The sequence below is a fragment of the Chloroflexota bacterium genome (genome assembly GCA_038040195.1).
GTDB lineage: Bacteria > Chloroflexota > Limnocylindria > QHBO01 > QHBO01 > DASTEQ01.
On the sequence record JBBPIR010000001.1, the window covers coordinates 594,291 to 616,748 of the forward strand.

General features: G+C 69.4%; 29 protein-coding genes. 25 read left to right on the forward strand and 4 right to left on the reverse strand.

All coding sequences use genetic code 11. From position 1 onward, the window contains the following. Positions 1–21 precede the first annotated feature (21 nt). From AABM41_02985 to AABM41_03105, 25 genes are all read left to right on the forward strand, one after another. A complete protein-coding gene (locus tag AABM41_02985; protein MEK6191272.1) occupies positions 22–939 on the forward strand; it encodes a DUF1385 domain-containing protein in 918 nt (305 codons plus the stop codon). Continuing rightward, positions 936–2,015: a peptide chain release factor 1 gene (prfA, locus tag AABM41_02990; protein MEK6191273.1), complete on the forward strand. Its 1,080-nt coding sequence runs from the start codon at positions 936–938 to the stop codon at positions 2,013–2,015. Before AABM41_02985 ends, prfA begins: the two co-directional genes overlap by 4 nt. Beyond that, a complete protein-coding gene (locus AABM41_02995) occupies positions 2,002–2,919 on the forward strand; it encodes a HemK/PrmC family methyltransferase (GenBank protein MEK6191274.1) in 918 nt (305 codons plus the stop codon). The genes prfA and AABM41_02995 overlap by 14 nt, the downstream gene beginning before the upstream one ends. Next, positions 2,916–3,533, forward strand: a complete 618-nt coding sequence (locus AABM41_03000) for an L-threonylcarbamoyladenylate synthase (GenBank protein MEK6191275.1) — start codon at positions 2,916–2,918, stop codon at positions 3,531–3,533. The genes AABM41_02995 and AABM41_03000 overlap by 4 nt, the downstream gene beginning before the upstream one ends. 4 nt (positions 3,534–3,537) lie before the next feature. Then, entirely contained in the window at positions 3,538–3,990 is a 453-nt protein-coding gene (rpiB, locus tag AABM41_03005; protein MEK6191276.1) for a ribose 5-phosphate isomerase B, read from the forward strand. Positions 3,991–3,998: 8 nt separating this feature from the next. Next, positions 3,999–5,258, forward strand: coding sequence for an aconitase X catalytic domain-containing protein (locus AABM41_03010; protein ID MEK6191277.1), 1,260 nt, complete (start codon positions 3,999–4,001; stop codon positions 5,256–5,258). Beyond that, positions 5,255–5,656, forward strand: coding sequence for a DUF126 domain-containing protein (locus tag AABM41_03015; protein MEK6191278.1), 402 nt, complete (start codon positions 5,255–5,257; stop codon positions 5,654–5,656). Before AABM41_03010 ends, AABM41_03015 begins: the two co-directional genes overlap by 4 nt. 33 nt (positions 5,657–5,689) lie before the next feature. After that, positions 5,690–6,952, forward strand: a complete 1,263-nt coding sequence (glyA, locus tag AABM41_03020) for a serine hydroxymethyltransferase (GenBank protein ID MEK6191279.1) — start codon at positions 5,690–5,692, stop codon at positions 6,950–6,952. A gap of 93 nt (positions 6,953–7,045) precedes the next feature. Next, positions 7,046–7,243 (forward strand): AtpZ/AtpI family protein, encoded by a 198-nt coding sequence (locus AABM41_03025; GenBank protein ID MEK6191280.1) that lies wholly within the window; start codon positions 7,046–7,048, stop codon positions 7,241–7,243. Beyond that, positions 7,240–7,434: an AtpZ/AtpI family protein gene (locus tag AABM41_03030; GenBank protein ID MEK6191281.1), complete on the forward strand. Its 195-nt coding sequence runs from the start codon at positions 7,240–7,242 to the stop codon at positions 7,432–7,434. Before AABM41_03025 ends, AABM41_03030 begins: the two co-directional genes overlap by 4 nt. 90 nt (positions 7,435–7,524) lie before the next feature. Beyond that, on the forward strand, positions 7,525–8,226 hold the full coding sequence (gene atpB, locus AABM41_03035; protein ID MEK6191282.1) for a F0F1 ATP synthase subunit A: 702 nt from the start codon (positions 7,525–7,527) through the stop codon (positions 8,224–8,226). 55 nt (positions 8,227–8,281) lie between these two features. Beyond that, a complete protein-coding gene (atpE, locus tag AABM41_03040) occupies positions 8,282–8,503 on the forward strand; it encodes an ATP synthase F0 subunit C (GenBank protein ID MEK6191283.1) in 222 nt (73 codons plus the stop codon). A gap of 12 nt (positions 8,504–8,515) precedes the next feature. Then, positions 8,516–9,013: a F0F1 ATP synthase subunit B gene (gene atpF, locus AABM41_03045; protein ID MEK6191284.1), complete on the forward strand. Its 498-nt coding sequence runs from the start codon at positions 8,516–8,518 to the stop codon at positions 9,011–9,013. Positions 9,014–9,015: 2 nt separating this feature from the next. After that, positions 9,016–9,552 carry an ATP synthase F1 subunit delta gene (atpH, locus tag AABM41_03050; protein MEK6191285.1) on the forward strand — a complete coding sequence of 179 codons (537 nt, stop codon included), beginning with the start codon at positions 9,016–9,018 and terminating at the stop codon, positions 9,550–9,552. 10 nt (positions 9,553–9,562) lie between these two features. Next, complete coding sequence (gene atpA, locus AABM41_03055) at positions 9,563–11,317, forward strand: F0F1 ATP synthase subunit alpha (GenBank protein MEK6191286.1); 1,755 nt, start codon at positions 9,563–9,565, stop codon at positions 11,315–11,317. Beyond that, positions 11,317–12,201 (forward strand): ATP synthase F1 subunit gamma, encoded by an 885-nt coding sequence (gene atpG, locus AABM41_03060; protein MEK6191287.1) that lies wholly within the window; start codon positions 11,317–11,319, stop codon positions 12,199–12,201. Before atpA ends, atpG begins: the two co-directional genes overlap by 1 nt. Positions 12,202–12,237: 36 nt before the next feature. Beyond that, positions 12,238–13,623 carry a F0F1 ATP synthase subunit beta gene (atpD, locus tag AABM41_03065; GenBank protein ID MEK6191288.1) on the forward strand — a complete coding sequence of 462 codons (1,386 nt, stop codon included), beginning with the start codon at positions 12,238–12,240 and terminating at the stop codon, positions 13,621–13,623. A gap of 4 nt (positions 13,624–13,627) precedes the next feature. Then, positions 13,628–14,038, forward strand: a complete 411-nt coding sequence (locus tag AABM41_03070; GenBank protein MEK6191289.1) for a F0F1 ATP synthase subunit epsilon — start codon at positions 13,628–13,630, stop codon at positions 14,036–14,038. Positions 14,039–14,121: 83 nt separating this feature from the next. Further along, a complete protein-coding gene (locus tag AABM41_03075) occupies positions 14,122–14,448 on the forward strand; it encodes a hypothetical protein (protein ID MEK6191290.1) in 327 nt (108 codons plus the stop codon). Between the two features lie 8 nt (positions 14,449–14,456). Continuing rightward, the gene (gene murA / locus AABM41_03080) at positions 14,457–15,734 is read left to right on the forward strand and encodes a UDP-N-acetylglucosamine 1-carboxyvinyltransferase (GenBank protein MEK6191291.1); all 1,278 of its coding nucleotides are present in this window, start codon (positions 14,457–14,459) and stop codon (positions 15,732–15,734) included. Positions 15,735–15,795: 61 nt separating this feature from the next. Continuing rightward, positions 15,796–16,788, forward strand: a complete 993-nt coding sequence (locus tag AABM41_03085; GenBank protein ID MEK6191292.1) for a rod shape-determining protein — start codon at positions 15,796–15,798, stop codon at positions 16,786–16,788. Continuing rightward, the gene (locus tag AABM41_03090; GenBank protein ID MEK6191293.1) at positions 16,785–17,543 is read left to right on the forward strand and encodes a PHP domain-containing protein; all 759 of its coding nucleotides are present in this window, start codon (positions 16,785–16,787) and stop codon (positions 17,541–17,543) included. The genes AABM41_03085 and AABM41_03090 overlap by 4 nt, the downstream gene beginning before the upstream one ends. Next, on the forward strand, positions 17,540–18,652 hold the full coding sequence (locus tag AABM41_03095; protein ID MEK6191294.1) for a lysylphosphatidylglycerol synthase transmembrane domain-containing protein: 1,113 nt from the start codon (positions 17,540–17,542) through the stop codon (positions 18,650–18,652). The genes AABM41_03090 and AABM41_03095 overlap by 4 nt, the downstream gene beginning before the upstream one ends. 108 nt (positions 18,653–18,760) lie before the next feature. Further along, entirely contained in the window at positions 18,761–19,198 is a 438-nt protein-coding gene (locus AABM41_03100; GenBank protein MEK6191295.1) for a helix-turn-helix transcriptional regulator, read from the forward strand. A 40-nt stretch (positions 19,199–19,238) separates the two neighbouring features. Beyond that, positions 19,239–19,433, forward strand: coding sequence for a hypothetical protein (locus AABM41_03105; protein ID MEK6191296.1), 195 nt, complete (start codon positions 19,239–19,241; stop codon positions 19,431–19,433). A 49-nt stretch (positions 19,434–19,482) separates the two neighbouring features. On the opposite strand, the gene raiA is transcribed toward AABM41_03105, so the two are convergent. The 4 genes from raiA to AABM41_03125 all read right to left on the reverse strand — a co-directional run bounded on the left by raiA (position 19,483) and on the right by AABM41_03125 (position 22,455). After that, positions 19,483–20,037, reverse strand: a complete 555-nt coding sequence (gene raiA, locus AABM41_03110; GenBank protein MEK6191297.1) for a ribosome-associated translation inhibitor RaiA — start codon at positions 20,035–20,037, stop codon at positions 19,483–19,485. A 62-nt stretch (positions 20,038–20,099) separates the two neighbouring features. Continuing rightward, entirely contained in the window at positions 20,100–20,765 is a 666-nt protein-coding gene (locus tag AABM41_03115; protein MEK6191298.1) for a ComF family protein, read from the reverse strand. A gap of 45 nt (positions 20,766–20,810) precedes the next feature. Then, entirely contained in the window at positions 20,811–21,173 is a 363-nt protein-coding gene (locus tag AABM41_03120) for a DUF192 domain-containing protein (protein ID MEK6191299.1), read from the reverse strand. Between the two features lie 31 nt (positions 21,174–21,204). Beyond that, positions 21,205–22,455 carry a Tad domain-containing protein gene (locus tag AABM41_03125; protein MEK6191300.1) on the reverse strand — a complete coding sequence of 417 codons (1,251 nt, stop codon included), beginning with the start codon at positions 22,453–22,455 and terminating at the stop codon, positions 21,205–21,207. Positions 22,456–22,458: the final 3 nt, after the last annotated feature.

Genomic DNA, 22,458 nt, shown 5'->3' on the forward strand with positions numbered 1-22,458 from the left:
CTGATCGCGGCTGGTCCGTTCGTGATCCAGGCCGTGGCCGGGACACGCAAGTACCGGATGCCCGACTTTTTCTACGGCGGCCAGGCCCTCATCGAGGGGGTCATGATGCGGGGCAAATCCACGGCCGCCATGAGCGTTCGGATGCCGGATGGCGAGATCCGGACGTCGTCCGAGCCGCTGCCCCGAGCCCTGAGCGGCGGCCGGTGGCTGCGCGTGCCCCTGGTCCGTGGGGTGCTCGTGCTGTACGAGACCCTGGTGCTGGGAACCCGGATGCTGATGCGCTCCGCGGCCCTGGCGGCGGAAGGCGAGGAGATCGAGATCGGGCGCGGCACGTTGGCCATCACCATGATCGCGTCGCTCGGCTTCGCGATCGCCCTGTTCTTCGTGCTGCCACTGCTCCTGTCCGAGGCCGCCGAGGAGGCCGCCGGCAGCGACCTGGTGGCCAACCTGCTGGAGGGCCTCTTCCGTCTCGTGATCTTCGTCGTGTACCTGGGTCTCATCGGTCTCATGTCGGACGTGCGGCGCGTGTTCGCCTATCACGGGGCCGAGCACAAGACCATCAGCGCCCACGAGGCCGATGCCGCCCTGGAGCCCGCGTCGGTGGATCGGTTCAGCACTGCCCACACCCGATGCGGGACGACCTTCATCCTGATCGTGGTGGTCATCAGCATCCTGTTCTTCTCGGTCGTCCCGCGGGCCAACGTGCCGTTGCCGCTGCTCATGCTGTCGCGCATCGCGCTGGTGCCTGTGGTGGCCGCGGTGGCCTACGAGCTGGTCCGTTTCGGCGCCCGGCACTACGGCAATCGGCTTGTCCGCGCCATCTACGCGCCCGGTTTGTGGCTCCAGTCGATGACCACCCGGCCACCGGATCACGGGATGCTCGAGGTCAGCATCTCCGCTCTCCAGCGGGTCATGGACGAGGACCGGGCGCGGGCATGACGGACCGCCTGGGTGAGCTGTCGGCTCGCCACCAGGAGCTGAGCGCGCTGCTGGCCCGACCGGAGACCGCAACCAACCCGCAGCTACTGGAGAGGTATGGGCGCGAGCTGGCCCGGCTGGCGCCGATCGTGGACGCCCTGCGAGGGCGCGACGAGACCGAGGGGGCCCTGACCTCGGCTCGCGGCCTGCTGGAGGACGCCGACCCGGAGGTCCGCGCCATGGCCCGGGATGAGGTGGAGGATCTGGAGGGCCGGCTGGCGGGCCTGGACGCCGAACTGCGGCGGCTGCTGGTGCCCCGCGACCCGAACGACGAGCGCGACGTGATCCTCGAGATCCGTGCCGGTACCGGCGGGGATGAGGCGTCGCTGTTCGCGACGGACCTGTACCGCATGTACCAGCGGTACGCCGAGCAGCGCCGCTGGCGCGTCGACCTGCTGTCCACCAGCGAGAGCCCATCGGGGGGCTACAAGGAGGTCATCGCGGAGGTCGCCGGCGACGGGGCGTATTCGCGCTTGAAGTTCGAGAGCGGCGTCCACCGCGTGCAACGGGTGCCGGTCACCGAGTCCAGCGGCCGGATCCATACTTCGACCGCAACGGTGGCGGTCCTGCCCGAGGCCGATGAGGTCGAGGTGGACATCGACGAGGGTGACCTTCGGATCGAGACCTTTCGGTCCAGCGGACCTGGCGGCCAGTCGGTGAACACCACCGATTCGGCCGTGCGCATCACGCACCTGCCGACCGGCATGGCAGTCGCCATCCAGGACGAGAAGAGCCAGCACAAGAATCGGGCCAAGGCGCTGTCGGTGCTGCGCGCGCGACTGCTGGAGGCTGAGCGGGCGCGCCAGGCGGAGGAGCGCGGGGAGGCGCGCCGGGCCCAGGTCGGGACCGGCGAGCGGTCGGAGAAGATCCGGACCTACAACTTTCCCGCTGACCGGGTCACCGATCATCGGATCGGCCTGACCGTTCACAACCTGCCGGGCCTGTTGGCCGGTGACCTCGACCGCGTGATCGAGCCGCTGCGGGAAGCGGATCAGGCGGCCCGCCTGGCCGCGGCCGGCGCCAATGCCTCCGGCTGAGTCCCTCGTCCTCCCGGCCACGGCAGGCGCGGCATTGGCAGGCGCGACGGAGCGTCTCCGGGTGGCGGGTTCGCCAACGCCGCGGCTGGATGCCGAGATCCTGGTGGCGCACTCCATGAAGCGCGATCGGGCGTGGCTCCTGGCGCACCTGGATGAGCCGATGCCGGGGCGGACGGGGGCCGACCTGAGCGCCTGGGTGGAGCGGCGCGCCGCCGGCGAGCCGATCGCGTACATCCGCGGCTTCAAGGAGTGGTATGGCCTACGGATCGCCACCGACCGCCGGTCGCTCATTCCGCGCCCCGAGACCGAGCTGCTGGCCGATGCGGCCATCGGAGACATCGCCGAACGCATGGGACGCGACGACCGGCCGATCCTGGCCTGGGAGGTCGGGACCGGCGGCGGAGGCGTGGCAGTCGTGCTCGCCCGGCGCTTCCGGTCGGCCCTGACCCTGGGCCGCCTCCGCCTGGTGGCGAGCGACGTGGCGCCCGATGCCGTTGAGCTGGCGGCCGAGAACCTCGCCGGGCACGGGGTGGATCGTCTGGTGACGCTGGCCGTGGCGGATCTTCTCGACCCGGTTGGGACTGTGGCCGAGGTTCCCGACGTCGTTGTCGCCAACCTCCCCTACCTGCGCAGCGCCGAAGTCAAGGCCGGACTGGGCAGCCTGGGCTGGGAGCCTGGGCCGGCGCTGGATGGCGGGGCCGATGGGCTGGTCGTGATCCGCGAGCTGCTGGCCCGCCTGCCCGACCGCCTGGCCGCCCACGGGAGCGTGATCCTGGAGATTGGCGAGGACCAGGCCGGCTCGATCCGGACCCTGGCCGCGGCGCTTCCGGGGGCGTGGTCGGTCTCGACGCTTCGAGACCTGGCGGGCCACGAGCGGATCGTCCGCTTGGAGCGGCTCCCGTGACCGAGATCCTGCCGGCGACGCCCGAGGGCCTGGCCGCCGCCGCGGAGCTGATGGCCGACGGGCACCTGGTCGCGTTCCCCACCGACACCGTGTATGGCGTCGCCTGTGCCTTTGGCCGCGAGGAACAGCGGTCGGATCTGGTGAAGCTCAAGGGCAGGCCGGAGGACAAGCCGATCCCGGTCCTCGTCGCCGAGGCGTCCCAGGTCACGGCGGCCGGGTACGTCCTGGATGAGCGGGCAAGACGCCTCGCCGGCCGATGGTGGCCCGGTCCCCTGACCCTGGTCCTCCCAGCCTCCGACGGCGGCGATGCGCTCGGATTCCGCGTGCCTGCGCATGACGTCGCGCTGGCCTTGATCCGGCTGGCGGGACCCCTGCTGGCGACGAGCGCGAATCGGAGCGGCGAACCGGAGACCCTCGGAGCGGACGAGGTCCAGATCGCGTTCGCCGTGCATGGCGACCTGCTAGCCGCGGTCGTCGACGGCGGACCGGCTCCGGGCGGCACGGCGTCGACCGTGGTCGACCTCACGGCTGAGCCCGCCCGGCTGCTCCGCGAGGGTGCCATCAGCCGGCAGGCGGTGGCGGAGGTCGTGGACCTGGAGCCGGCGATAGACTGACCCAATGCGCGTCGCCATCGGCTCCGACCATGCGGGATTCGTGCTCAAGACCGCGCTGTGCCGCATGCTGGACGAGCTGGGGATCGCGTACCGCGACTTCGGGACCGACTCGCCAGAACCGGTCGACTACCCGGACGTCATCGCGCCGGTGGCGCGCGCCGTTGCCCGTGGGGAATACGACCGCGGCATCGTCCTGGGCGGTAGCGGGACGGGGGAGGCGATCGTGGCCAACAAGATCCGCGGCATTCGCTGCGTGCAGGCCGCCAACCCGGTCGTGGCCCGGCTGGGACGGGAGCACAACGACGCCAACGTCATCGCGATCGGGGCCCGGGTGACCAACGTGGAGGTGGCCGAGGCCTGCGTGCGGGAGTTCCTGGACGCCGAGTTCGAGGGCGGGCGTCACGTCCGGCGGGTCGCCAAGATCGCCGCCCTGGAGGCCGAGGAGGCTGGTCGCTGAGCCTGCACCTGGAGCCGTCCGAACGGGCCCTGCTGGAGGGCGATTCCAGGCCCGGGACCGCGCTCGCCATGCGCCTGGTGGTGCGCGCCGCAGACGTCCTGGGGGCCGAGCGACTGATCCCCATCCGCGCGGCCCACGTCGACTCGTGCCTGTACCACGGGCAGGCCACGCTGGACTTCGTTGATCGCCTGGTGGACGGCGGGGCCGCGGTCCGCGTACCGACGACCCTCAACGTGGGCGCCGTCGATCTGCTCCACCCCGAGCTGTGGCGCGGCGACCCTGATCTGGCGGAGCGCGGCCGGCGGCTGATGGAACGCTACCGAGCGCTCGGCTGCCGCCCGACCTACACCTGCGCTCCCTACCAGCTGGCCGAGTCACGACCCGGTCTCGGCGACCAGGTGGCGTGGGGGGAGTCGAACGCCATCGTCTTCGCCAACTCGGTGCTCGGCGCCCGGACCAATCGCTACGGGGACTTCCTGGACATCGCCGCGGCCGTCGTGGGGCGGGTCCCCGACGCCGGCCTGCATCGCACTGAGGAGCGGCGGGCCCAGGTGGTGATCCGCCTCGGGAACGACGTGCCGCCGGCGGTTCTGGACGACGACGGCCTGTACCCGGTCCTGGGGATCGTGGTGGGCCGAATCGCGGGCGGGCGAGTTGCCGCGCTTGACGGCCTGCCTCCCGGCGTCTCCGAGGACCGCTTGAAGGCGCTCGGGGCGGCCGCCGCGTCGTCGGGCGCGGTGGCCCTGGTCCACGTCATCGGCTCAACTCCGGAGGCGCCGACCCTGTCCGCCGCCCTCCAGGACGCCGAATCGGACGATGAGCGCACCATCGACATGGCCACTTTGAGGGCCGTCCGCGCCGAGCTCGGCGGCCACGGAGAGGGACGGATCGTGGCCGTGAGCCTGGGCACCCCGCACGCCTCGGCTGCCGAGCTGACCCGCATATCCGGGTTGCTGGACGGGCAGCACGTGGCCGAGGGGGTTGAGCTCCTCATCTCCACCGCCCGCGACACGCTGGCCCAGGCGGAGGCATCGGGCGTCGCGGACCGGTTGCGACTCGCGGGGGCCGAGCTGCTGGTCGACACCTGCTCGTACATCGCACCCATCCTGCGGGCGCCGCACGGGCCGGTCATGACCGACTCGGGCAAGTGGGCCTACTACGCGCCGGGCAACATCGGCGCGGAGGTCGTGCTGGGCAGCCAGGCCGACTGCGTCGCATCGGCGGTCGCGGGCCACGTCGTCCGCGATGCCATATGGGGGACGGCGTGAGCGGGCGGCTGATCGCGCCGGGCCGAGCCCGAGGGCCTGCCCTGGTCCTCGACGAGCCCCTGTCCCTGTGGGGCGGCCTGGATCCCGCGACGGGCCGGGTGATCGAGGTTCGCCACCCGCAGCATGGAGCGCGGGTCACGGGGCGGGTCCTGGTGCTGCCCGCCGCACGCGGCTCCTCGTCGTCCGCCAGCGTCCTGGCCGAGGCCATACGCGCCGGTACCGCGCCCGCCGCCATCGTGCTCGGGGAGCCGGACCTCATCCTGGCCCTTGGCGCCGCGGTCGCCGAGGAGCTGTACGGGGTCCAGATCCCGATCCTGGTGCTCCCGGCCGCTGACCTGGCCGCGATCCGGGATGGCGCGACCGTGACAATCGGTCCGGAAGGCGTGTCGGCGGTCTAGACTCCGGGGTCCGCGCACGGAGGAGATGGACCGATGGATGCCTGGGCCTCGCTGCAGGCGGAGGACCCTGAGATCTGGCAGGTCGTCCAGGACGAGGAGGCACGAGCCCGCTCGAACCTGGAGCTGATTGCGTCCGAGAGCTACCCGAGTCGGGCGGTGCTCGAGGCCACCGGCTCGGTCCTGACCGCCAAGTACGCCGAGGGCTACCCGGGCCGCCGCTACTACGGCGGATGCGAGGTCGTGGATCGAGCTGAGAACCTGGCCCGCGACCGCGCCCGACAGCTGTTCGGGGCCGAGCACGCCAACGTGCAGCCGCACGCCGGCGCCCAGGCCAACATGGCCGTCTTCCATGCCCTCCTGAAGCCGGGCGACACCGTCCTGGGGCTGGCGCTCGACCAGGGAGGCCATTTGACCCATGGCTCCCCGGTGAACTTCAGCGGGCAGTACTACCACTTCGTTCCGTATCACGTGGACCGAGTGACTCACATCATCGACCTGGATGAGGTGCGGACCCTGGCCCGCGAACACCGACCCAAGCTGATCGTCACCGGCGCCACCGCCTATCCGCGGCACTGGGACTTTGCGGCCTTCCGGGAGATCGCCGATGAGGTGGGGGCCATCCTGATGACCGACATGGCCCACTTCGCCGGCCTGGTGGCCGCCGGGGTGCATCCCAGCCCGGTGCCGCACGCCCAGGTGGTGACGACCACCACCCACAAGACCCTGCGCGGGCCGCGAGGGGCCATGATCCTGTGCACCGAGGCCCTGGCGAAGGATATCGACAGGGCCGTCTTCCCGGCCATCCAGGGTGGCCCGCTGATGCACGTCATCGCCGCCAAGGCGGTGGCCTTCGGCCAGGCCATGAGCGCCGAGTTTCGAGCCGATGCCGAGCGCACGGTCGAAAACGCGCGCGCCCTCGGCGCCGCGCTGGCCGAGCACGGCGCCTCTCTGGTCTCGGGCGGGACCGATACCCACCTGCTGCTGGTCGACGTGACGCCGTTCGGGGTGACCGGCAAGGAGGCCGACATGTCACTGGGCGAGGTCAGCATTACGGTGAACCGCAACACGATTCCCTACGACCCCAACCCGCCGATGGTGGCCAGCGGGATCCGGGTCGGGACGCCGTGCGTCACCGGTCGGGGGATGGGGCCGGACGAGATGGCGGAGATCGGTCGCCTGATCGTGGATGGGATCGCGGCCCGCGGAGACGCGGCGGCCCAGGCAGCCGTGCGGGCACGGGCCGTCGCGCTGGCCCAGCGATTCCCGGTCCCTGGCCTGGCGTGGACCCGCGCCTGAACGGCGCTATACTCGCGCCGGTTTCCGATCGCCCGAAGTCGAGCTGAAATGCAGCGAGGGACGAGCGCCGGGCCGGGCAGGATCCTGGGTGAGGTGACCCTGATCATGGCGGTCCCGATGCTCGGCGGCGTGGTCGCCGGTCTGCTCTTGGATGCGCAGGCTGGGACCTCGCCGATTTTCGTGCTCGGCGGCCTGGTGCTCGGCAGCCTGACCTCTGGAATCGGCATCTGGCTCTACATCCAGGTCCGTCGACCTCGGCCGCCGGACACCGATCCAGGGCATCAACTATGAACAACTGGGGAGTCGCCTTCGACCTGGGGATCCGACTCGGGGCTTCAGTGATGATCGGGCTGTTCGGCGGCCTGCTGCTGGACAGCGTGTTGGGTACCCGACCTGTGCTGATGCTGATGGGGACCGCGTTCGGGGTGGCGGCGGCGATGTGGACCATCTGGGACGTCGCGCGACGCGCGATGAAGAAGTAATTCAGCGCGGAAGGAGGTCGCAGCCTGGTTCACGTCGAGATCGCCGCGGAGCCGCTGTTCGCCCTCGGTCCGCTGACGGTGACCAACAGCATGGTGGGTGCCGTGCTGACCTCTGTCATCCTGCTCCTGGCAGCCGCTTGGTTCGTCCGTCGCGCCGAGCAAGTCCCCGGCCGTCTGCAGAGCCTGATCGAGCTGCCAATCGAGTGGATCTCGGGGATCGTCCGTGGGACCGGCGGCACACGCTGGGCCCAGTACGTCGGCCTGGTGGCGGCGATCTTCCTGTTCGTCCTGGTGGCCAACTGGATCGGGCTGCTCCCCGGCGTCGGGACGATTGGCATCGTCCACCACGACGAGCACGGCGAGGAGCTGCTGGTGCCACTCATCCGCGCCGCATCCGCCGACCTGAACTTGACCCTGGGGCTGGCCATCATCGCGTTCGTGGCCTTCGTCTACTTCGGAATCCGGGCCAACGGCGTGCGTGGCTACCTGAAGGAGCTTCTCATCGCCGAACCGGCGTACATGACCCCGCTCCTGACCCCGATCCATATCATCAGCGAGCTGTCACGGTTGATCAGCCTGTCGATGCGGCTCTTCGGGAACGTCTTCGCGGGGGAGGTGCTGCTGGCCACCATGCTGGCCCTGGCGCCGATCATCGTGCCGGTCGTGTTCCTGGGCCTGGAGCTCATCTTCGGCTTCGTGCAAGCCCTGGTCTTTGCGCTTCTGACCATGACCTACATCACCCTGGCCATCGCCGAGCATCGGCAACACGAGTCCCACACCGAAACGGCCTGACAACGGGCATGCTCCGCCCCCTCTCACGCGGAGCCAGAAGGAGGAATTGAACACCGTGGAATTCCAGCTACTCGCCGCCGGCCTGGCCATCGGCCTGGGCACCATCGGCCCGGGGATCGGCATCGGGATCGGCTTCAGCAAGGCCATGGAGGCCATCGGTCGGAACCCGGACGCTGCGGGCGCGATCTTCGTCCCGTACATCCTGGGCCTCGCCCTGACCGAAGCAATGGCCATCTATGCCCTGGTCATCGGTCTGATCCTGCTCTTCGCGGTCTAGGCTCACAGCCCAGTGGCATTCTTCGAGGCGTTCGGCGTCGACATCTGGAAGCTCGGCTTCCAGATCATCAACTTCCTGCTCCTGCTGTACCTGCTGAACCGGTTTCTGTTCAAGAGGGTCCTGCGGCTGCTGGACGATCGGCAGAGCCGGATCAGCCAGGGGCTGGAGGACGCTGAGACGGCCGCGCGGGACCGAGAGCTGGCACGTGCCGAGCGTGAGGCCGCGCTGACCGAAGCGCGCCGCGAGGCCGAGGCCATGGTTCAGCGCGCCGCCAAGACGGCCGAGGCGACCAGCGCCGAGATCCTGGCCGAGGCCAAGGCATCGGCGGAGCAGATCACCGCTCGGGCCCAGGAGGAGATCTCGGCCGAGAAGGACCGGGCGCTGGCCGAGATTCGAGGCGAGGTGGCCGACCTCGCGCTCGAGGCGGCCGGCAAATTGATCGGGGCCGAGATGGACGCGCCGACCCAGCGCCGGCTGGTGAAACAGTTCCTGTCCGAGAACCACAACTGACCATGGCCCGTCGCGACACCGCCGCACGCCGCTACGCCGAGGCCGCCTTCCAGGTGGCCCAGGCGTCGGATGCGCTCGATCGCTGGCAGGCGGATCTGGCTCTGCTGGACGATGCCCTCGCGGTGCCCGAGCTGCGCGCGCTGGTGGAGCACCCGGCGGTTGCGTTCGCGGACAAGGAGCGCGTTCTGCGCCGAGCGGTGTCCGAGGTTGGGGCCGAGCCGCTCAACCTGGTCCTGCTCATGATCCGGCGCGGCCGCCCGGGCGCCATTCCGGCCATGCGACGGCACTTCGAGGAGCTCGTCCGCCGTCAGCGTGGGATCGCTCGGGCCGAGATCCGCAGCGCCTTGCCCCTCGACGAGCAGGACCGCGCGGCGCTGGAGCACACGCTGGAGCGCCTGGCCGGACGCGACGTCGAATTGACGGAACTGGTCGACCCCAGCCTCATCGGCGGCATCTCGGTGCGGATCGGGGATCAACTCTATGACGCCAGCGTCCGGAGCCGGCTGGAACGGCTCCGGGCGCGCCTGACCGCGGTCTGAGGAGAACTGAATGGCCATTCGATCCGATGAGATCACGTCGATCATCCGCGACGAGATCCGGAACTTCGCCGAAGGCGCCGATGTCGCCGGGGTGGGCACCATCGTGGAGGTCGGCGACGGGATCGCCCAGGTGTATGGCCTATCCGGGGCCCTGGCCTCGGAGCTGCTCGAGTTCCCCGGCGGGGTGATGGGGATGGCCTTCAACCTCGAGGAGGAGACGGTCGGCGCCCTGATCCTGGGCGATTACACGCACCTGAAAGAGGGCGACCAGGTCAAGACCACCGGCCGCGTGGTGGAGGTTCCAGTCGGAGATGCCCTGGTCGGGCGGGTGGTCGATCCGCTGGGCAACCCACTCGACGGCAAGGGCGCCATCGAGACCGATCGATTCCGACCGGTGGAGCGGATCGCTCCTGGCGTCATCGTCCGCCAGCCGGTGGACACGCCGGTCCAGACCGGCATCAAGGCCATCGACTCCATGATCCCGATCGGGCGCGGCCAGCGCGAGCTGATCCTGGGTGACCGCCAGACCGGGAAGACGGCGGTGGCCATCGACACGATCATCAACCAGCGCGGCCAGGACCTGGTCTGCGTCTACGTCGCCATTGGCCAGAAGCTGTCGACCGTGGCGCAGATCGTCTCCCAGCTGGAAGAGCACCATGCCATGGAGCACTCTATCGTGGTCGTGGCCGGGGCCTCCGACCCGGCGCCCATCCAGTTCCTGGCCCCGTATGCGGGCGCAGCCATCGGCGAGGAGTTCATGGAGGCTGGGCGCGACGCACTGTGCATCTACGACGACCTCTCCAAGCATGCGTGGGCCTACCGGCAGGTCTCGCTGCTTATGCGCCGCCCGCCGGGCCGTGAGGCATACCCGGGCGACATCTTCTATGCCCATTCGCGGCTGCTGGAGCGCGCGGCGCGGATGAACAAGGACCACGGCGGCGGGTCGCTGACCGCGCTGCCCATCATCGAAACCCAGGCCGGCGACCTGTCGGCGTACATCCCAACCAACGTCATCAGCATCACCGACGGCCAGATCCACATGCAGACAGACCTGTTCAACCAGGGCCAGCGGCCCGCGCTGAACGTGGGGTTGAGCGTGAGCCGGGTCGGCGGCAACGCCCAGATCAAGGCCATGCGCCAGGTGGCGGGCCGGCTGCGGCTCGACCTGGCCCAGTATCGCGAGCTGGCCGCGTTCGCCCAATTCGCCTCGGACCTCGATAAGGCGACCCGCGACCAGCTGACCCGCGGCGAGAAGCTGACCGAGATCCTCAAGCAGCCCCAGTTCGCCCCGCTCGCGGTCGAGCGCCAGGTGGCGATCATCTGGACCGGCACCAACGGCTACCTCGACGACGTCCCGACACCCAAGATCGCCGAGTTCGAGACCGGCCTGTATCGGTACCTGGACCAGAACCATAAGGGCCTCTTGCCGGGCATCGCCAAGGAGAAGGCCATCTCCGACGCAACCACGGAGGCACTCCGGAAAGCTGTGGTGGCGTACCGGCATGAGGCCGGCTACGAGACAGCTGAGACCAAAAAGGCGGCAGGGGCGGCTGAGGCCGCTGGCGGCCAGGACGCGGCCGAGACCAAGGACGCCGCCGAGACCAAGGACGCAGCCGCGACCGATGAGGGGGCTGCGAGCCAGGAGGCGGCCGGCAACGCAAAGGCGGCGACCCCCAAGGCGGAGGCCCCCAAAAAGGCGGCGACCCCCAAGAAGGCGGCGACCCCCAAGAAGGCGCCTCGCCGGAAGAAGGCGAAGACCGCCTGATGGCCTCCCTGCGCGACATCCGGCGCCGGATCGGCTCCATCCGCAACATCGCCCAGATCACGCGCGCGATGGAGATGGTGGCCGCCTCACGCATGAAGCGTGCCCAGGAAGCGATCCTCGCCGCGCGGCCCTTCACAGAGGAGCTGGATGAGGTCCTGGCCCGGGTCTCGGCCGCCGTGGAGCATGAGGACGAGCCGCTCCTCGCTCGCCGGCCGGTTCGGCACCTGGCGCTGGTCATGGTCACCACGGATCGGGGCCTGGCCGGGGCGCTTAACTCAAACGCTGTCCGAAACGCGCTGCGCTGGATCTCGGAACGGGGCGATGCGGCCCGCGGCGAGGAGCCGGTCCGGGTCTCGGCCATCACGGTCGGGCGCAAGGGCCGCGACGCCCTGCGACGGGCTGGAATCCCCATCGCCGCCCACTTCCCGCAGTTCGGAGATCGACCGACGTTCGCCGACGTGCAGCCCCTCGCCCGGCTCGTGATCGACGACTTCCTGGCCGAGACCTACGACGAGGTCGTCATCAGCTACAGCTCGTTCATCAGCACCCTTGTTCAGCGCCCCGCCATCCGCCGGGTGCTCCCCGTCGAGGAACCCACGCTTCAGGAAGGGGGGACGATCCGCAATGACGAGTACCTGTTCGAGCCCTCGGCCGAGGTGCTGTCTCGGCTCCTGCCGTTCTACGTGACCGCGGACATCTATCGGGCCGTGCTCGAGAACATCGCGTCCGAGCATTCGGCTCGCATGATCGCCATGCGGAACTCCACCGACAACGCGCACGACATCATCGATGAGCTCACCCTCGTCTACAACAAGACCCGCCAGGCCACCATCACCCGCGAGATGATCGAGATCGCCTCCGGTGCCGAGGCCCAGGCGAGCTGAGCCCGAGACCCGACCAGAAGGAGCGCCAGACAATCCATGGCCACCGGAAAGGTGATCCAGATCACGGGACCCGTGGTCGACGTCGAATTCCCCGTCGGCGAGCTGCCCGCGATCTATAACGCGCTGACCATCGGCGAGCTCACCGTGGAGGTCCAGCAGCACCTGGGCAACAACTGGGTCCGGGCCGTGGCCATGTCGACCACCGATGGGCTGTCGCGAGGGGTGGACGCGGTCGACACCGGTGCCCCGATCACCGTGCCCGTGGGTGCCGTCACCCTGGGCCGGGTGTTCGACGTGCTGGGCCACCCAATCGACGGCAAGGGCCCGGTCAAGATCACTGACACGTTGCCCATCCACCGCAAGGCGCCCGGCTTCGAGGACATGGAGACCGAGTCGGCGGTGTTCGAGACCGGGATCAAGGTCATCGACCTCATCGCGCCGTTCAAGCGCGGTGGCAAGGTCGGCGTGTTCGGCGGGGCGGGAGTGGGCAAGACCGTCATCATCCAGGAGCTGATCAGGAACATCGCCGCCGAGCACGGCGGGTACTCGGTGTTCGCGGGCGTGGGCGAACGGTCGCGCGAGGGGAACGACCTCATCGGCGAGATGACCGAGTCGGGCGTCATCGACAAGACGGTGATGGTCTTCGGCCAGATGAATGAGCCGCCCGGGGCCCGCCAGCGAGTCGGGCTCACCGCGCTGACCATGGCCGAGCACTTCCGCGATGTCGAGGGGCGCGACATCCTGCTGTTCATCGACAACATCTTCCGCTTCACCCAGGCTGGGTCCGAGGTCTCGGCCCTGCTGGGCCGGATGCCGTCCGCGGTTGGCTACCAGCCCACCCTGGCCACCGAGATGGGCGACCTCCAGGAGCGGATCACCTCCACGAAGAAGGGATCCATCACCTCGCTGCAGGCCATCTTCGTGCCGGCCGACGATTACACCGATCCGGCACCGGCCACGACCTTCGGCCACCTCGACTCGACCATCCGCCTGGAGCGCTCGATCGTGGAGCTGGGCATCTACCCGGCCGTCGACCCCCTGCTCAGCACCTCGACCGTGCTTGACCCCCGGGTCGTGGGCGAGGACCACTTCGAGGTCGCCCGCGAGGTGCAGCGCACCCTGCAGCGGTATCGCGACCTCCAGGACATCATCGCCATCCTGGGCATGGATGAGCTGTCCGAGGAGGACAAGGTCACCGTCTCGCGCGCCCGACGCCTCCAGCGCTACATGAGCCAGCCGATGTTCGTAGCCGCGCAGTTCACCGGTCGGGATGGCAAATACGTGGAGCTCAAGGAGACCGTGCGCGGCTTCCGGGAGATCCTGGACGGCACGCACGACGCGCTGCCGGAGCAGGCCTTCTATATGGTCGGTCCGATCGAGGAGGCTGTCGCCCAGGCCGAGCAGATGGCGTCCGCCGGATGAGCCGATGACGCTGCGCCTGGAGGTCGTATCGCCCGAGGGTCGGATCTTCACCGACGACGTGGACATGGTGGTCGTGCCCGGCATCGAGGGCGAGCTGGGCATCCTGCCCCACCACACCCCGCTGGTCACAGCGCTGGGCACCGGCGAGCTGCGCATTCGCCAGGCCGGCACGGTCCAGTTCATGTTGATCAGCGGCGGGTTCGTGGAGGTGCGACCCGACAAGGTCGTGGTCATGGCCTTCGTGGCCGAGCACTCGGACGCCATCGATGCCGCGGCCGCGGCCGAGGCGCGACGCGCAGCCGAGGCGGACCTGGAGGCGGTGCACGACCCGGTCGACCTGGCCCGGGTCCGCGCTGCGCTGCAGACCGCCCTCATGCGCGAGCGGATCGCCACCCGGCGCAGCAACCGGAGCTGATCTACGCTGCGCGCGTGAGCATCGAGAAGGGCAAGCCGTTTCAGCGGATGCAGCCGAGTTACCTGGATTGACGGCCTGATCCGGTGCTGAGCTGCGAGCGCTGTGGCGCCCGGTCGGGGGCGCTGCCGGTCCGGATCGAGATCGTGCGCGAGAGCGGACCGATCGGCCTTGCCGGCGGTTCGGACGTGGCCGGTCGGCCGGACTTCACACGGCGCTTCGCCTTCTGCTCTAGCGGCCACCTGTACGAGTGGCTGCGCGAGCATCGGTACATGCTCTGCAACCGCCAGCCTACCCAGGTCGAGGAGGGCATGCAGCCCCTTCTGCCGTCGCGCCACATGGGCGGTCGGCTGGGTCTGTGCGACGGCCACCACCTGGGTGGCCACGAATGGAAGGAGGCGTGGCCCGCCTAGGGCCGCCCATGGACCGCTTCATCGTCGAGGGCGGCAATCCCCTCCGGGGCGAGGTGCGGGTAGCCGGGGCCAAGAATGCGGTCCTGAAGATGATGGCGGCGGCCATCCTGACCGACGAACCGGTCGTGCTCACCAACGTGCCGCGCATCAGCGACGTGGCGATCATGCGCGAGACGATGGCCGACATCGGCTTCAGCTGGACCGATGTCGACGAGCACACGCTCGAGCTGTCGGCCCGCGGCCCGGAGTGGCTGTTCGTCCCGCTCGAGGCGGCCATGAAGATGCGCTCCTCGTTCATCCTGCTCGGACCCCTCCTGGCCCGCCACGGGCGGGTCATCATCAGCAACCCGGGCGGCGATCGAATCGGGCGCCGGCCGGTGGATCTCCACGTCAGGGCCATGCAAACCCTCGGCGCCTCGATCGAGTACAGGAACGGGTACTACTTCGCGCGGGCCGAGCGCCTGCGGGGGGCGCGAATCGCGTTCCCGTACGTCACCGTCATGGGCACTGAGAACGTCATCCTGGCGGCCTGCCTGGCGGATGGGACGACGGTCATCGACAACGCCGCCCGGGAGCCGGAGGTCGACGACCTCATCGCGATGCTGCGGACGATGGGGGCCCGGATCGAGCGGACGGCCCCCCACACGGTCGAGGTGGAGGGTGTCGGATCGCTGAGTGGGGTCGAGCACGCGGTGATCGGGGATCGGATCGAGGCCGGAACGTTTGCCGTTGCGGCAGCCTCCACCGGGGGCGAGGTCAGCATCACCGGCTTTGACGCCACGCACCTGGGCGCGTTCATGGACGTGCTGGCCCAAATGGGGGTCGAGCACCAGGCGTTGGATGCCGATGGTCAGAAGGGGCTTCGGATCCGCGGCGGTTTGCCGGGGAGCGTCCGACCGATGGCGGTCGAAACGCAGCCTTACCCCGGCCTGGCCACGGACCTCCAGGCTCCTCTGGCCGTGCTCATGACCCAGGCTTCGGGCGAGAGCTCGATCCACGAGACGATCTACTCCGACCGCCTGGAGTACGCCGCCGAGCTGGTGAAGATGGGCGCCGTGATCGAGGTGTCCGACGCGCGACACGCCCGGGTGGCGGGGCCAACCCCACTGCACGGGCGGACGGTCCAGATCCCCGACCTGCGCGCGGGTGCGACCCTGGTCCTGGCCGCACTGGCGGCCGAGGGGAGAAGCACCATCAGCGGTGTCGAGCACGTCGATCGCGGGTACGAGGCCTTCGAGGCCAAGCTGGTCGACCTGGGGGCGCGGATCAGCCGGGTTACCGACTGACCCCCGTCAGCCGGCCGATATACTCGGCCCCCACCCCCTTCGCTCTCTGATCGGCCCCGCCATGAAGATCGGCATCGACCTCGGCACCGCCAACATCCTGGTCTATGTCCAGGGCAAGGGCGTCGTCCTCAACGAGCCGTCGGTGGTTGCCATTTCCGAGGATGACAACCGGCTGGTGGCGGTAGGCGCGGAAGCCCGGGAGATGATCGGCCGCACGCCGGCGAACGTTCGGGCTATCCGCCCCATGCGCGATGGGGTCATTGCCGACTACCTGATCACTGAGGCCATGCTTCGCTACGTGATCAACAAGGTCGCCCGGGTCCGCTTTTTTCGCCCCGACGTCATGATCAGCGTCCCGTCGGGGGTGACCAGCGTGGAGAAGCGCGCCGTTCGGGACGCGGCCCTCAAGGCCGGGGCCCGGGACGCATTCCTGATCCAGGAGCCGCTGGCGGCGGCCATCGGGGCCAACGTGCCCATCAGCGGGCCTTCCGGAAACATGATCATCGACATCGGGGGCGGGACCACCGAGATCGCTGTCATCGCGCTGGGCGGGATCGTGGTGTCGGAGTCGGTGCGGGTCGGCGGCTCGCGCTTCGACGAGGCCATCGCCTCGTACATTCGGCGCAAGTACAACCTCATGATCGGGGAGCGCACGGCGGAGGAGGTGAAGATCCGCATCGGATCAGCGCTGCCGCTGGATGAGCCGCTCCAGATGGAGGTCAAGGGGCGGGACCTGATTGCCGGCCTGCCCCGCACCATCCCGCTGTCCAGCGGCGAGGTGACCGAGGCCATCGAGCAGCCGCTGCAGCAGATCATCTCCGCCATTCGCGGCGTGCTGGAGCAGACCCCACCCGAGCTGGCGAGCGACATCATCGACAAGGGCATGGTGATGTCGGGTGGCGGGAGCCTGCTGCGCAGCCTCGACACGCTGCTGACCCAGGTGACCGGCATACCGTGTCACGTGGCGGAGAACGCGCTGAACTCGGTGGCCGTCGGTACCGGCCGCGCGTTGGAGCAGTTCGGGACCTACCGCAAGAGCCTGGTGAGCGTGTGACGGCGACCGTGGCGGCCCCGACCGCGGTCCGCGAGCGTACCGGGGAAGACCGTCGCGGGCTGGCGTTCGCGGATTTCCACTGCCATACCCGCCACAGCCGCGACTCCCGCCTGGGGGAGGACCGCTTCATCGAGCTCGCCCTGGAGCGGGGACTGACCCACGTGGCGGTCACCGATCACAACACGATCGAGGGCTCGGTCGTCGTTCGTGACCGAGCCGAACGGCTGGGCGTGACCGATCGACTGACGGTGATCCTCGGCCAGGAGGTGTCGAGCGCTGACGGGGAGATCATCGGGCTCTTCATCGAGTCCACGATCCCGCGCGGGCTGAGCGCCGAGGAGACCGCGGATGCCATCCATGCGCAGGGCGGCCTGGTATCGGTTCCCCATCCGTTCGATCCGTTCCGGCGGTCCCACATCCGCCCGGAGCCCCTTGAGCGTCTGGCGGCCAGTCGTCGGATCGATGCCGTGGAGGTCTTCAACAGCCGGGTCACCCTCCCGCGCCACAACCAGCAGGCCGCCGAATTTGCCGCGCGGCACGGGATCCCGGGCGTCGCGTGCTCGGACTCCCACACGGCCCTCGAGGTGGCCATGAGCTTCAACGCGCTGCCGGCCTTCGCCAGCGCCGCCGAGCTGTCGGCGGTTCTGCCCGATAACGAGTGGCATGGCAGCCGGACGACCAAGCTGGTCCACCTTGGCACCCGATGGGCGGTGGCATCCAAATGGGTGGGACGCCGGGCTCGACCGAACCGATGAGCAGCGAGCCACCCCACGGTCACTCGGTCTACGAGCCGAGCGAGTTTCTGGGCGCGCCGGCAGCGGAGGCCATCCCCGAGAGCGAGGTGTCGCTGGCCCAGCGGTTCCTGAACCTGCGCACCATCGGCTCGCTGGTCTTTGCCGTGCTCATCCTGTTCCTCTTCTTCCGGGTCGTGCTCAACATCGATTTCGCCGCCACGTGGAACCTGATCCGGGGCGCCGACCTGGTGCTCCTGCTCGGAGCGCTGGTTGTCTACTACCTGACCTTTCCGCTGCGCGGCGGGCGGTGGTGGTACATCCTGGGCAAGGTCGGGACCCGGATCCGGTACTGGGTCGCCACCGAGATCCTGTTCTTGTCGTGGTTTGTGAACTGCCTGGTCCCCGCCAAGCTGGGTGACCTGTATCGCGCCTTCCTGCTGAAGGGCAACTTCGGAGGATCGGCGTCGCGCACGGTGGGCACGATCTTCGTGGAGCGGATTGGCGACGTGGTCGTCATCTTCTCGCTGGCCCTGGCCGCCGGCTTCTGGAGCTTCCGCGGCCGCGAGCGTCCGGAGCTAGACCTCATCTTCGCGGCCGGGTTCCTGCTGGCGGCGGTCCTCATCCTGCTCCTGCTTGGTCTTCGGTTTGCGGGCCACCACGTCGACCGCTTCCTGCCGCGACGCGTGGAGGGGTTCTACACCCGCTTCCGTGAGGGGAGCACGGCGGCGCTCACGCCCCGGGCGTTGGCCGTGATCGGCACCCTGACCGTCCTCGTCTGGCTGGCCGAAGGGCTGCGGGTCTTCTTCGTGATCAAGGCACTCGATCTTCCCGACGCCCAGGTGGGGATCTCGGCCGCCGTGTTCGTGGCACTCGTGGCCGCGCTCCTGACCGCCATCCCGCTCACCCCGGCCGGCCTCGGGTTCGTCGAGGCCGGGATCGTTGGCGCGCTCACCCTGTACGGGGTCAGTGCGGAGTCCGCGGTGGCCATTGCGCTCACCGATCGGGCCATCTCGGTCCTGACCGTGATCGTCCTGGGCGGCCTGGACTACGTCCGCAGTCCGCTCGTACGGCGTGCTCATCGGGCCGGCCTGGGGAACCCGCCCAGCCAGGAGCCGCTGACCGGCACCTGAGCGAGGTACCTTTGTCCCATTGAGGCAATGGCTCCCGAAAGGGATGCTGCGGGTGCGCGCACGCACCACCCGCGCTGCGGGTGGCAGAGCGCCCTACGAGCCTCGTGCATGACGCTCCAAACCCCGCGATCCTTCAACAGCTGGCTACGCGGCCAGCTGAAGGAAAAGAAGATGAGCCAGCGCCAGCTGGCACTCCAGTCGGGAGTCGACCATTCGACCATCTCCCGACTGATCAAGGGCGACCGTATGCCCTCGCTGGGCACCGCGACCAAGCTGGCCCGCGGTCTGCGCGAGATTCACGACGAGGCCGAGGGACCCACCTATTTCGCCGGCCTGGCGGCCCGCCAGCTCCTGCCCACCAGCCGCGTGGAGTACGCGCTTCGCGGCGACGAGCTGCTCACCGAATCCGATGTCCGCGAGCTCATGCAGGCCTACATTGCCGCCCGCTCGCGGCGGCTGCGCCCAGCCATGGGTGGCAATGGCGGCTCGCCTTCTGGGCCGAACGGCGATGGCCCGCCCGGCCCGTCCGCGGGGCGACGCTCATAGGCGACCCCTGCCGGGGAACGCGGTCTGCTAGCGTGGACCCGTGGAAGCGCCCGATCCGTCCGATCCTGTCGCCCAGCCCGACCAGTCAGAACGCGACCAGCCGGACACACCGTCGTCCGCGGCCCCGGTCGGCCTGGACATCACCACCATTGGGCTGCTCATCTTTTTCATTGCCCTGATCGGGATCGTGGCCGCCCTGCTGCTCCTCCCGATCCTGACCGGTTGTTGTAGCTGACTGGTCGCCGCCGGTTGAAACGGCCGGCTGACCTGCCGGCTGACCTCCGCTAGGGCGCGACGACCGGGTCGATCAGCCCGTGGCCGCCACCCGTGCGGCGGTACACGACGTTGACCCGCTGGGTCTGCGCGTTGAGGAAGACGAAGAACGCCTGGCCCAGCTCATCCATCCGGGCGATCGCGTCCTCCGGGAACATGGGGACCATGTCCACCCGCCGGATCTCCACCACCCCGGCTTCCTCCCTCGCTGTTGGCGTCACCGTGCTGCTTGCCGCGCTCCGGGACAGGGGTGGCGCAGACCGTCGCGCGCCTCGCAGACGCTCTTTGGCGCGGATGACCTGGCGTTCGAGCTTGTCGATGACGGCGTCCACCGCGGCCATCGGGGTGGCTGCGGATGAGGTGGAGCGCATCGTGGCCCCGTTCGTCACCAGGGTGATCTCGGCCACGTGAGAGGCATCGGCGGCGCGCGAGGCCTTGGCCGTGAGCTCCACCGTGGCGTGCGCGGCTGGATCGGCTACGCGATCCAACCGCTGCAACTTACGCTCGATCCGGGCCCTGAGCCGCTGGTCGAGCTCGAGATGACGGGCGTGGAGGGTGGTCTTCACACACGGTCTCCGGGTCGCGGGGGCAGACCCTACCGTAACACCTCGCCTCTACGGTGACTGGATCACACCTCACGAGCGACCGCGAATCCGTAGACCGCCTCGATACCGGCCCCACGGAGGATGACCGCGCAGGCCTCGAGGGTGGCCCCGGTGGTCAGGATGTCATCCACCAGCACCACGCTGGAGCCGCCCGGAATGCCCTCAGGGGGAGGGACCGCGCTCAGTGCCATGGCCTGGCGAAGGTTGCGCAGGCGCGTGGCGCGATCCAGCCCATGCTGGCGTTGAGTCGCGCGTCGTCGGACGAGGGCGGGCCACACGGCGACGTTCGCGCGCCGGCCCAGCTCGGTGGCCAGCAGCTCCGCCTGGTTGTAACCGCGATCGCGCTGCCGCGAGCGATGCAGCGGAACCGGGACCAGCGTCGCCGGGCCGGTGACCGCCAGCAGCCGGCACAGGGCCGGCAGTGCCATCTCGGCCAGCGGGCCGGCCAGGCGGCGCCCGCCGCCATACTTGAGTCGGCGCAGGATGCGTTGCGCGGCGTCGCGGTGGGCGAAGGCTGCGAGGCCGAGGATCAGGGCGTCGCCGACCACCAGGCTGGGATCAGGCGCCAGGAACTGGTCCGCAGCCGACCCCAACCGGCGCAGGCCCGCTCGGCAGGCAGTGCAGATGGCGGCGCCGTAGCGGCCGCAACCCGCACATGCCGGGGGCAGCAGCAGGTCGAGGACAGCCACCTGGGCACTATGCCGATGCCGGCTTATCGCCAGCTCACCAGGGACTTAGCCGATGGCCTCCAACCTCAGCTCGTCCCCGACCTGGATGCCAGCTGCCTGCGCCGCACCCGCCGGCATTTCCAGGCAGTCTCGGGCCCCACGTACCCAGGCCACGATCCGCCACGGGCGCAGCCGCTCCACGATCCGCACGACCCGTCCGCTGCGGTCGACGAACACGGCATCGATCGGGTAGCGCATGAAGAACATGTGGATCGACGGCGACCGTTCGATCCACAGCCCCTCCGCGGCCGGGAGCTCCGCGGTTCCCAGCAGCCCGACCGTGCGGTCCCGCAGCGATCGCGCGACGCGGCACCTCTCGACCGCCACCGATCCGCGGGAGTTGTTGGTCACCCGCGCCCAATCCGCCATGCGTGGATGGTACGCGTGGGCCACCCGACGGCTAGTTGATGAGCGTGACCGCCAGGTTCTGGACCTCGCCGGGATTGATGGGACCGATGCCCACCGAGCCCGGCGCGGGGTAGTACGCCACGAACCATCCCTTCAGACAGCCGACCTTGCCGGGAGGTTCGGGCCCGACCAGGACGGGCGAGCCGGGCCCTGTCTGGCACTCGAAGTCGCCGCCCTGGGTGTAGGCCTGGTCGAGCTTGAAGCCGATCCAGAACGGGACGTGGTAGTAGAGGTTGTTGCCCATGCCGGACCAGTCCTCGAAGCTTGGGCACCCCGGATCCGGGGCCACGCCATCAGGTTCTGGCTCCACGTTGTCCGGGACATCCTGGCTGCACGTGAAGTCGTGGATGGGCAGCGCGAGCACGCTGTCCTCGTTGGTAGGCGTGCCGACCTCTGCTGCGGGGCCCGCGTACGAGTTCAGCTCGGCCTCGAGGGAGTTCACGTTTCCGGTCTGGGTGTGAACCCATGCCGGAATCGGGATGGTGATCGGGCAGGGTTCCGTGATCGACAAGGCGAGCCGCTGGCCGCAGTCCCAGTCCAGCCAGCCGACCGACCCAGGCGCAACGTCACACAGCGGGACGATGGCCAGGTTCGACGAGTTTGCAGCCGCCTCGCTGCTGAGGATCTCGTACGGTTCCCACGGCGCAAACCCGTCGTCGGCCTGGACCGTGAACGGCGTTTCAGTCGAGTCACAAATCTCACTCGTCTGGGGGAACGTCACAGGCAGCGCGCCGCCGGTAATCGTCTCCAGGGTGCCCACCACGGCGATGGCGTCGGCGACCGCGGTTAATGTCGGCACCCCGATGACCGCCATCAGGAACGTGTCGAAGGTCTCCGACGCCCGAGCTTTGACGCCCTGCGCGCCAGCCGGGATGCCGACCCCGAGGTCGGATGCGCAGTCGCCCACCAGGACCGGGTTGGGAAGGAGCGATTCGCCGGCGTAATCGACATATTCCGCTTCCTCCACTGCGACGCCGTTCTCGGCCGCGGCGGCGGCGACCGCGCACGCCACGTCGAAGTCGTTCGGGGTCGGCGTATCCAGATCGCCGATGTAGTGCTGCACGACGATCGTGCCTGCCTTGGCCACCGCGTCGGCGCCGTTCTGCGTGTCTCGCTGGCGGCTCCAGGCAAATCCCCCGTCGATGACCAGGCCGACCATGGCCACGATCACGACCAATCCGCCCGCCACGATGACCAGGACCTGACCGCGTTCGCTGCGCCTCGGCGCCGGCACGGGATTCATTCG

What these genes read in the sequence shown, in the direction of transcription:
- prfA (MEK6191273.1), top strand. Translation starts at nt 936, where the DNA reads ATGACGGACCGCCTGGGTGAGCTGTCGGCTCGCCACCAGGAGCTGAGC.
- AABM41_02995 (MEK6191274.1), top strand. Translation starts at nt 2,002, where the DNA reads ATGCCTCCGGCTGAGTCCCTCGTCCTCCCGGCCACGGCAGGCGCGGCA.
- rpiB (MEK6191276.1), top strand. Translation starts at nt 3,538, where the DNA reads ATGCGCGTCGCCATCGGCTCCGACCATGCGGGATTCGTGCTCAAGACC.
- glyA (MEK6191279.1), top strand. Translation starts at nt 5,690, where the DNA reads ATGGATGCCTGGGCCTCGCTGCAGGCGGAGGACCCTGAGATCTGGCAG.
- AABM41_03030 (MEK6191281.1), top strand. Translation starts at nt 7,240, where the DNA reads ATGAACAACTGGGGAGTCGCCTTCGACCTGGGGATCCGACTCGGGGCT.
- atpB (MEK6191282.1), top strand. Translation starts at nt 7,525, where the DNA reads ATGGTGGGTGCCGTGCTGACCTCTGTCATCCTGCTCCTGGCAGCCGCT.
- atpH (MEK6191285.1), top strand. Translation starts at nt 9,016, where the DNA reads ATGGCCCGTCGCGACACCGCCGCACGCCGCTACGCCGAGGCCGCCTTC.
- atpA (MEK6191286.1), top strand. Translation starts at nt 9,563, where the DNA reads ATGGCCATTCGATCCGATGAGATCACGTCGATCATCCGCGACGAGATC.
- atpG (MEK6191287.1), top strand. Translation starts at nt 11,317, where the DNA reads ATGGCCTCCCTGCGCGACATCCGGCGCCGGATCGGCTCCATCCGCAAC.
- atpD (MEK6191288.1), top strand. Translation starts at nt 12,238, where the DNA reads ATGGCCACCGGAAAGGTGATCCAGATCACGGGACCCGTGGTCGACGTC.
- AABM41_03070 (MEK6191289.1), top strand. Translation starts at nt 13,628, where the DNA reads ATGACGCTGCGCCTGGAGGTCGTATCGCCCGAGGGTCGGATCTTCACC.
- murA (MEK6191291.1), top strand. Translation starts at nt 14,457, where the DNA reads ATGGACCGCTTCATCGTCGAGGGCGGCAATCCCCTCCGGGGCGAGGTG.
- AABM41_03085 (MEK6191292.1), top strand. Translation starts at nt 15,796, where the DNA reads ATGAAGATCGGCATCGACCTCGGCACCGCCAACATCCTGGTCTATGTC.
- AABM41_03095 (MEK6191294.1), top strand. Translation starts at nt 17,540, where the DNA reads ATGAGCAGCGAGCCACCCCACGGTCACTCGGTCTACGAGCCGAGCGAG.
- AABM41_03100 (MEK6191295.1), top strand. Translation starts at nt 18,761, where the DNA reads ATGACGCTCCAAACCCCGCGATCCTTCAACAGCTGGCTACGCGGCCAG.
- AABM41_03120 (MEK6191299.1), bottom strand. Translation starts at nt 21,173, where the DNA reads ATGGCGGATTGGGCGCGGGTGACCAACAACTCCCGCGGATCGGTGGCG.
- AABM41_03125 (MEK6191300.1), bottom strand. Translation starts at nt 22,455, where the DNA reads ATGAATCCCGTGCCGGCGCCGAGGCGCAGCGAACGCGGTCAGGTCCTG.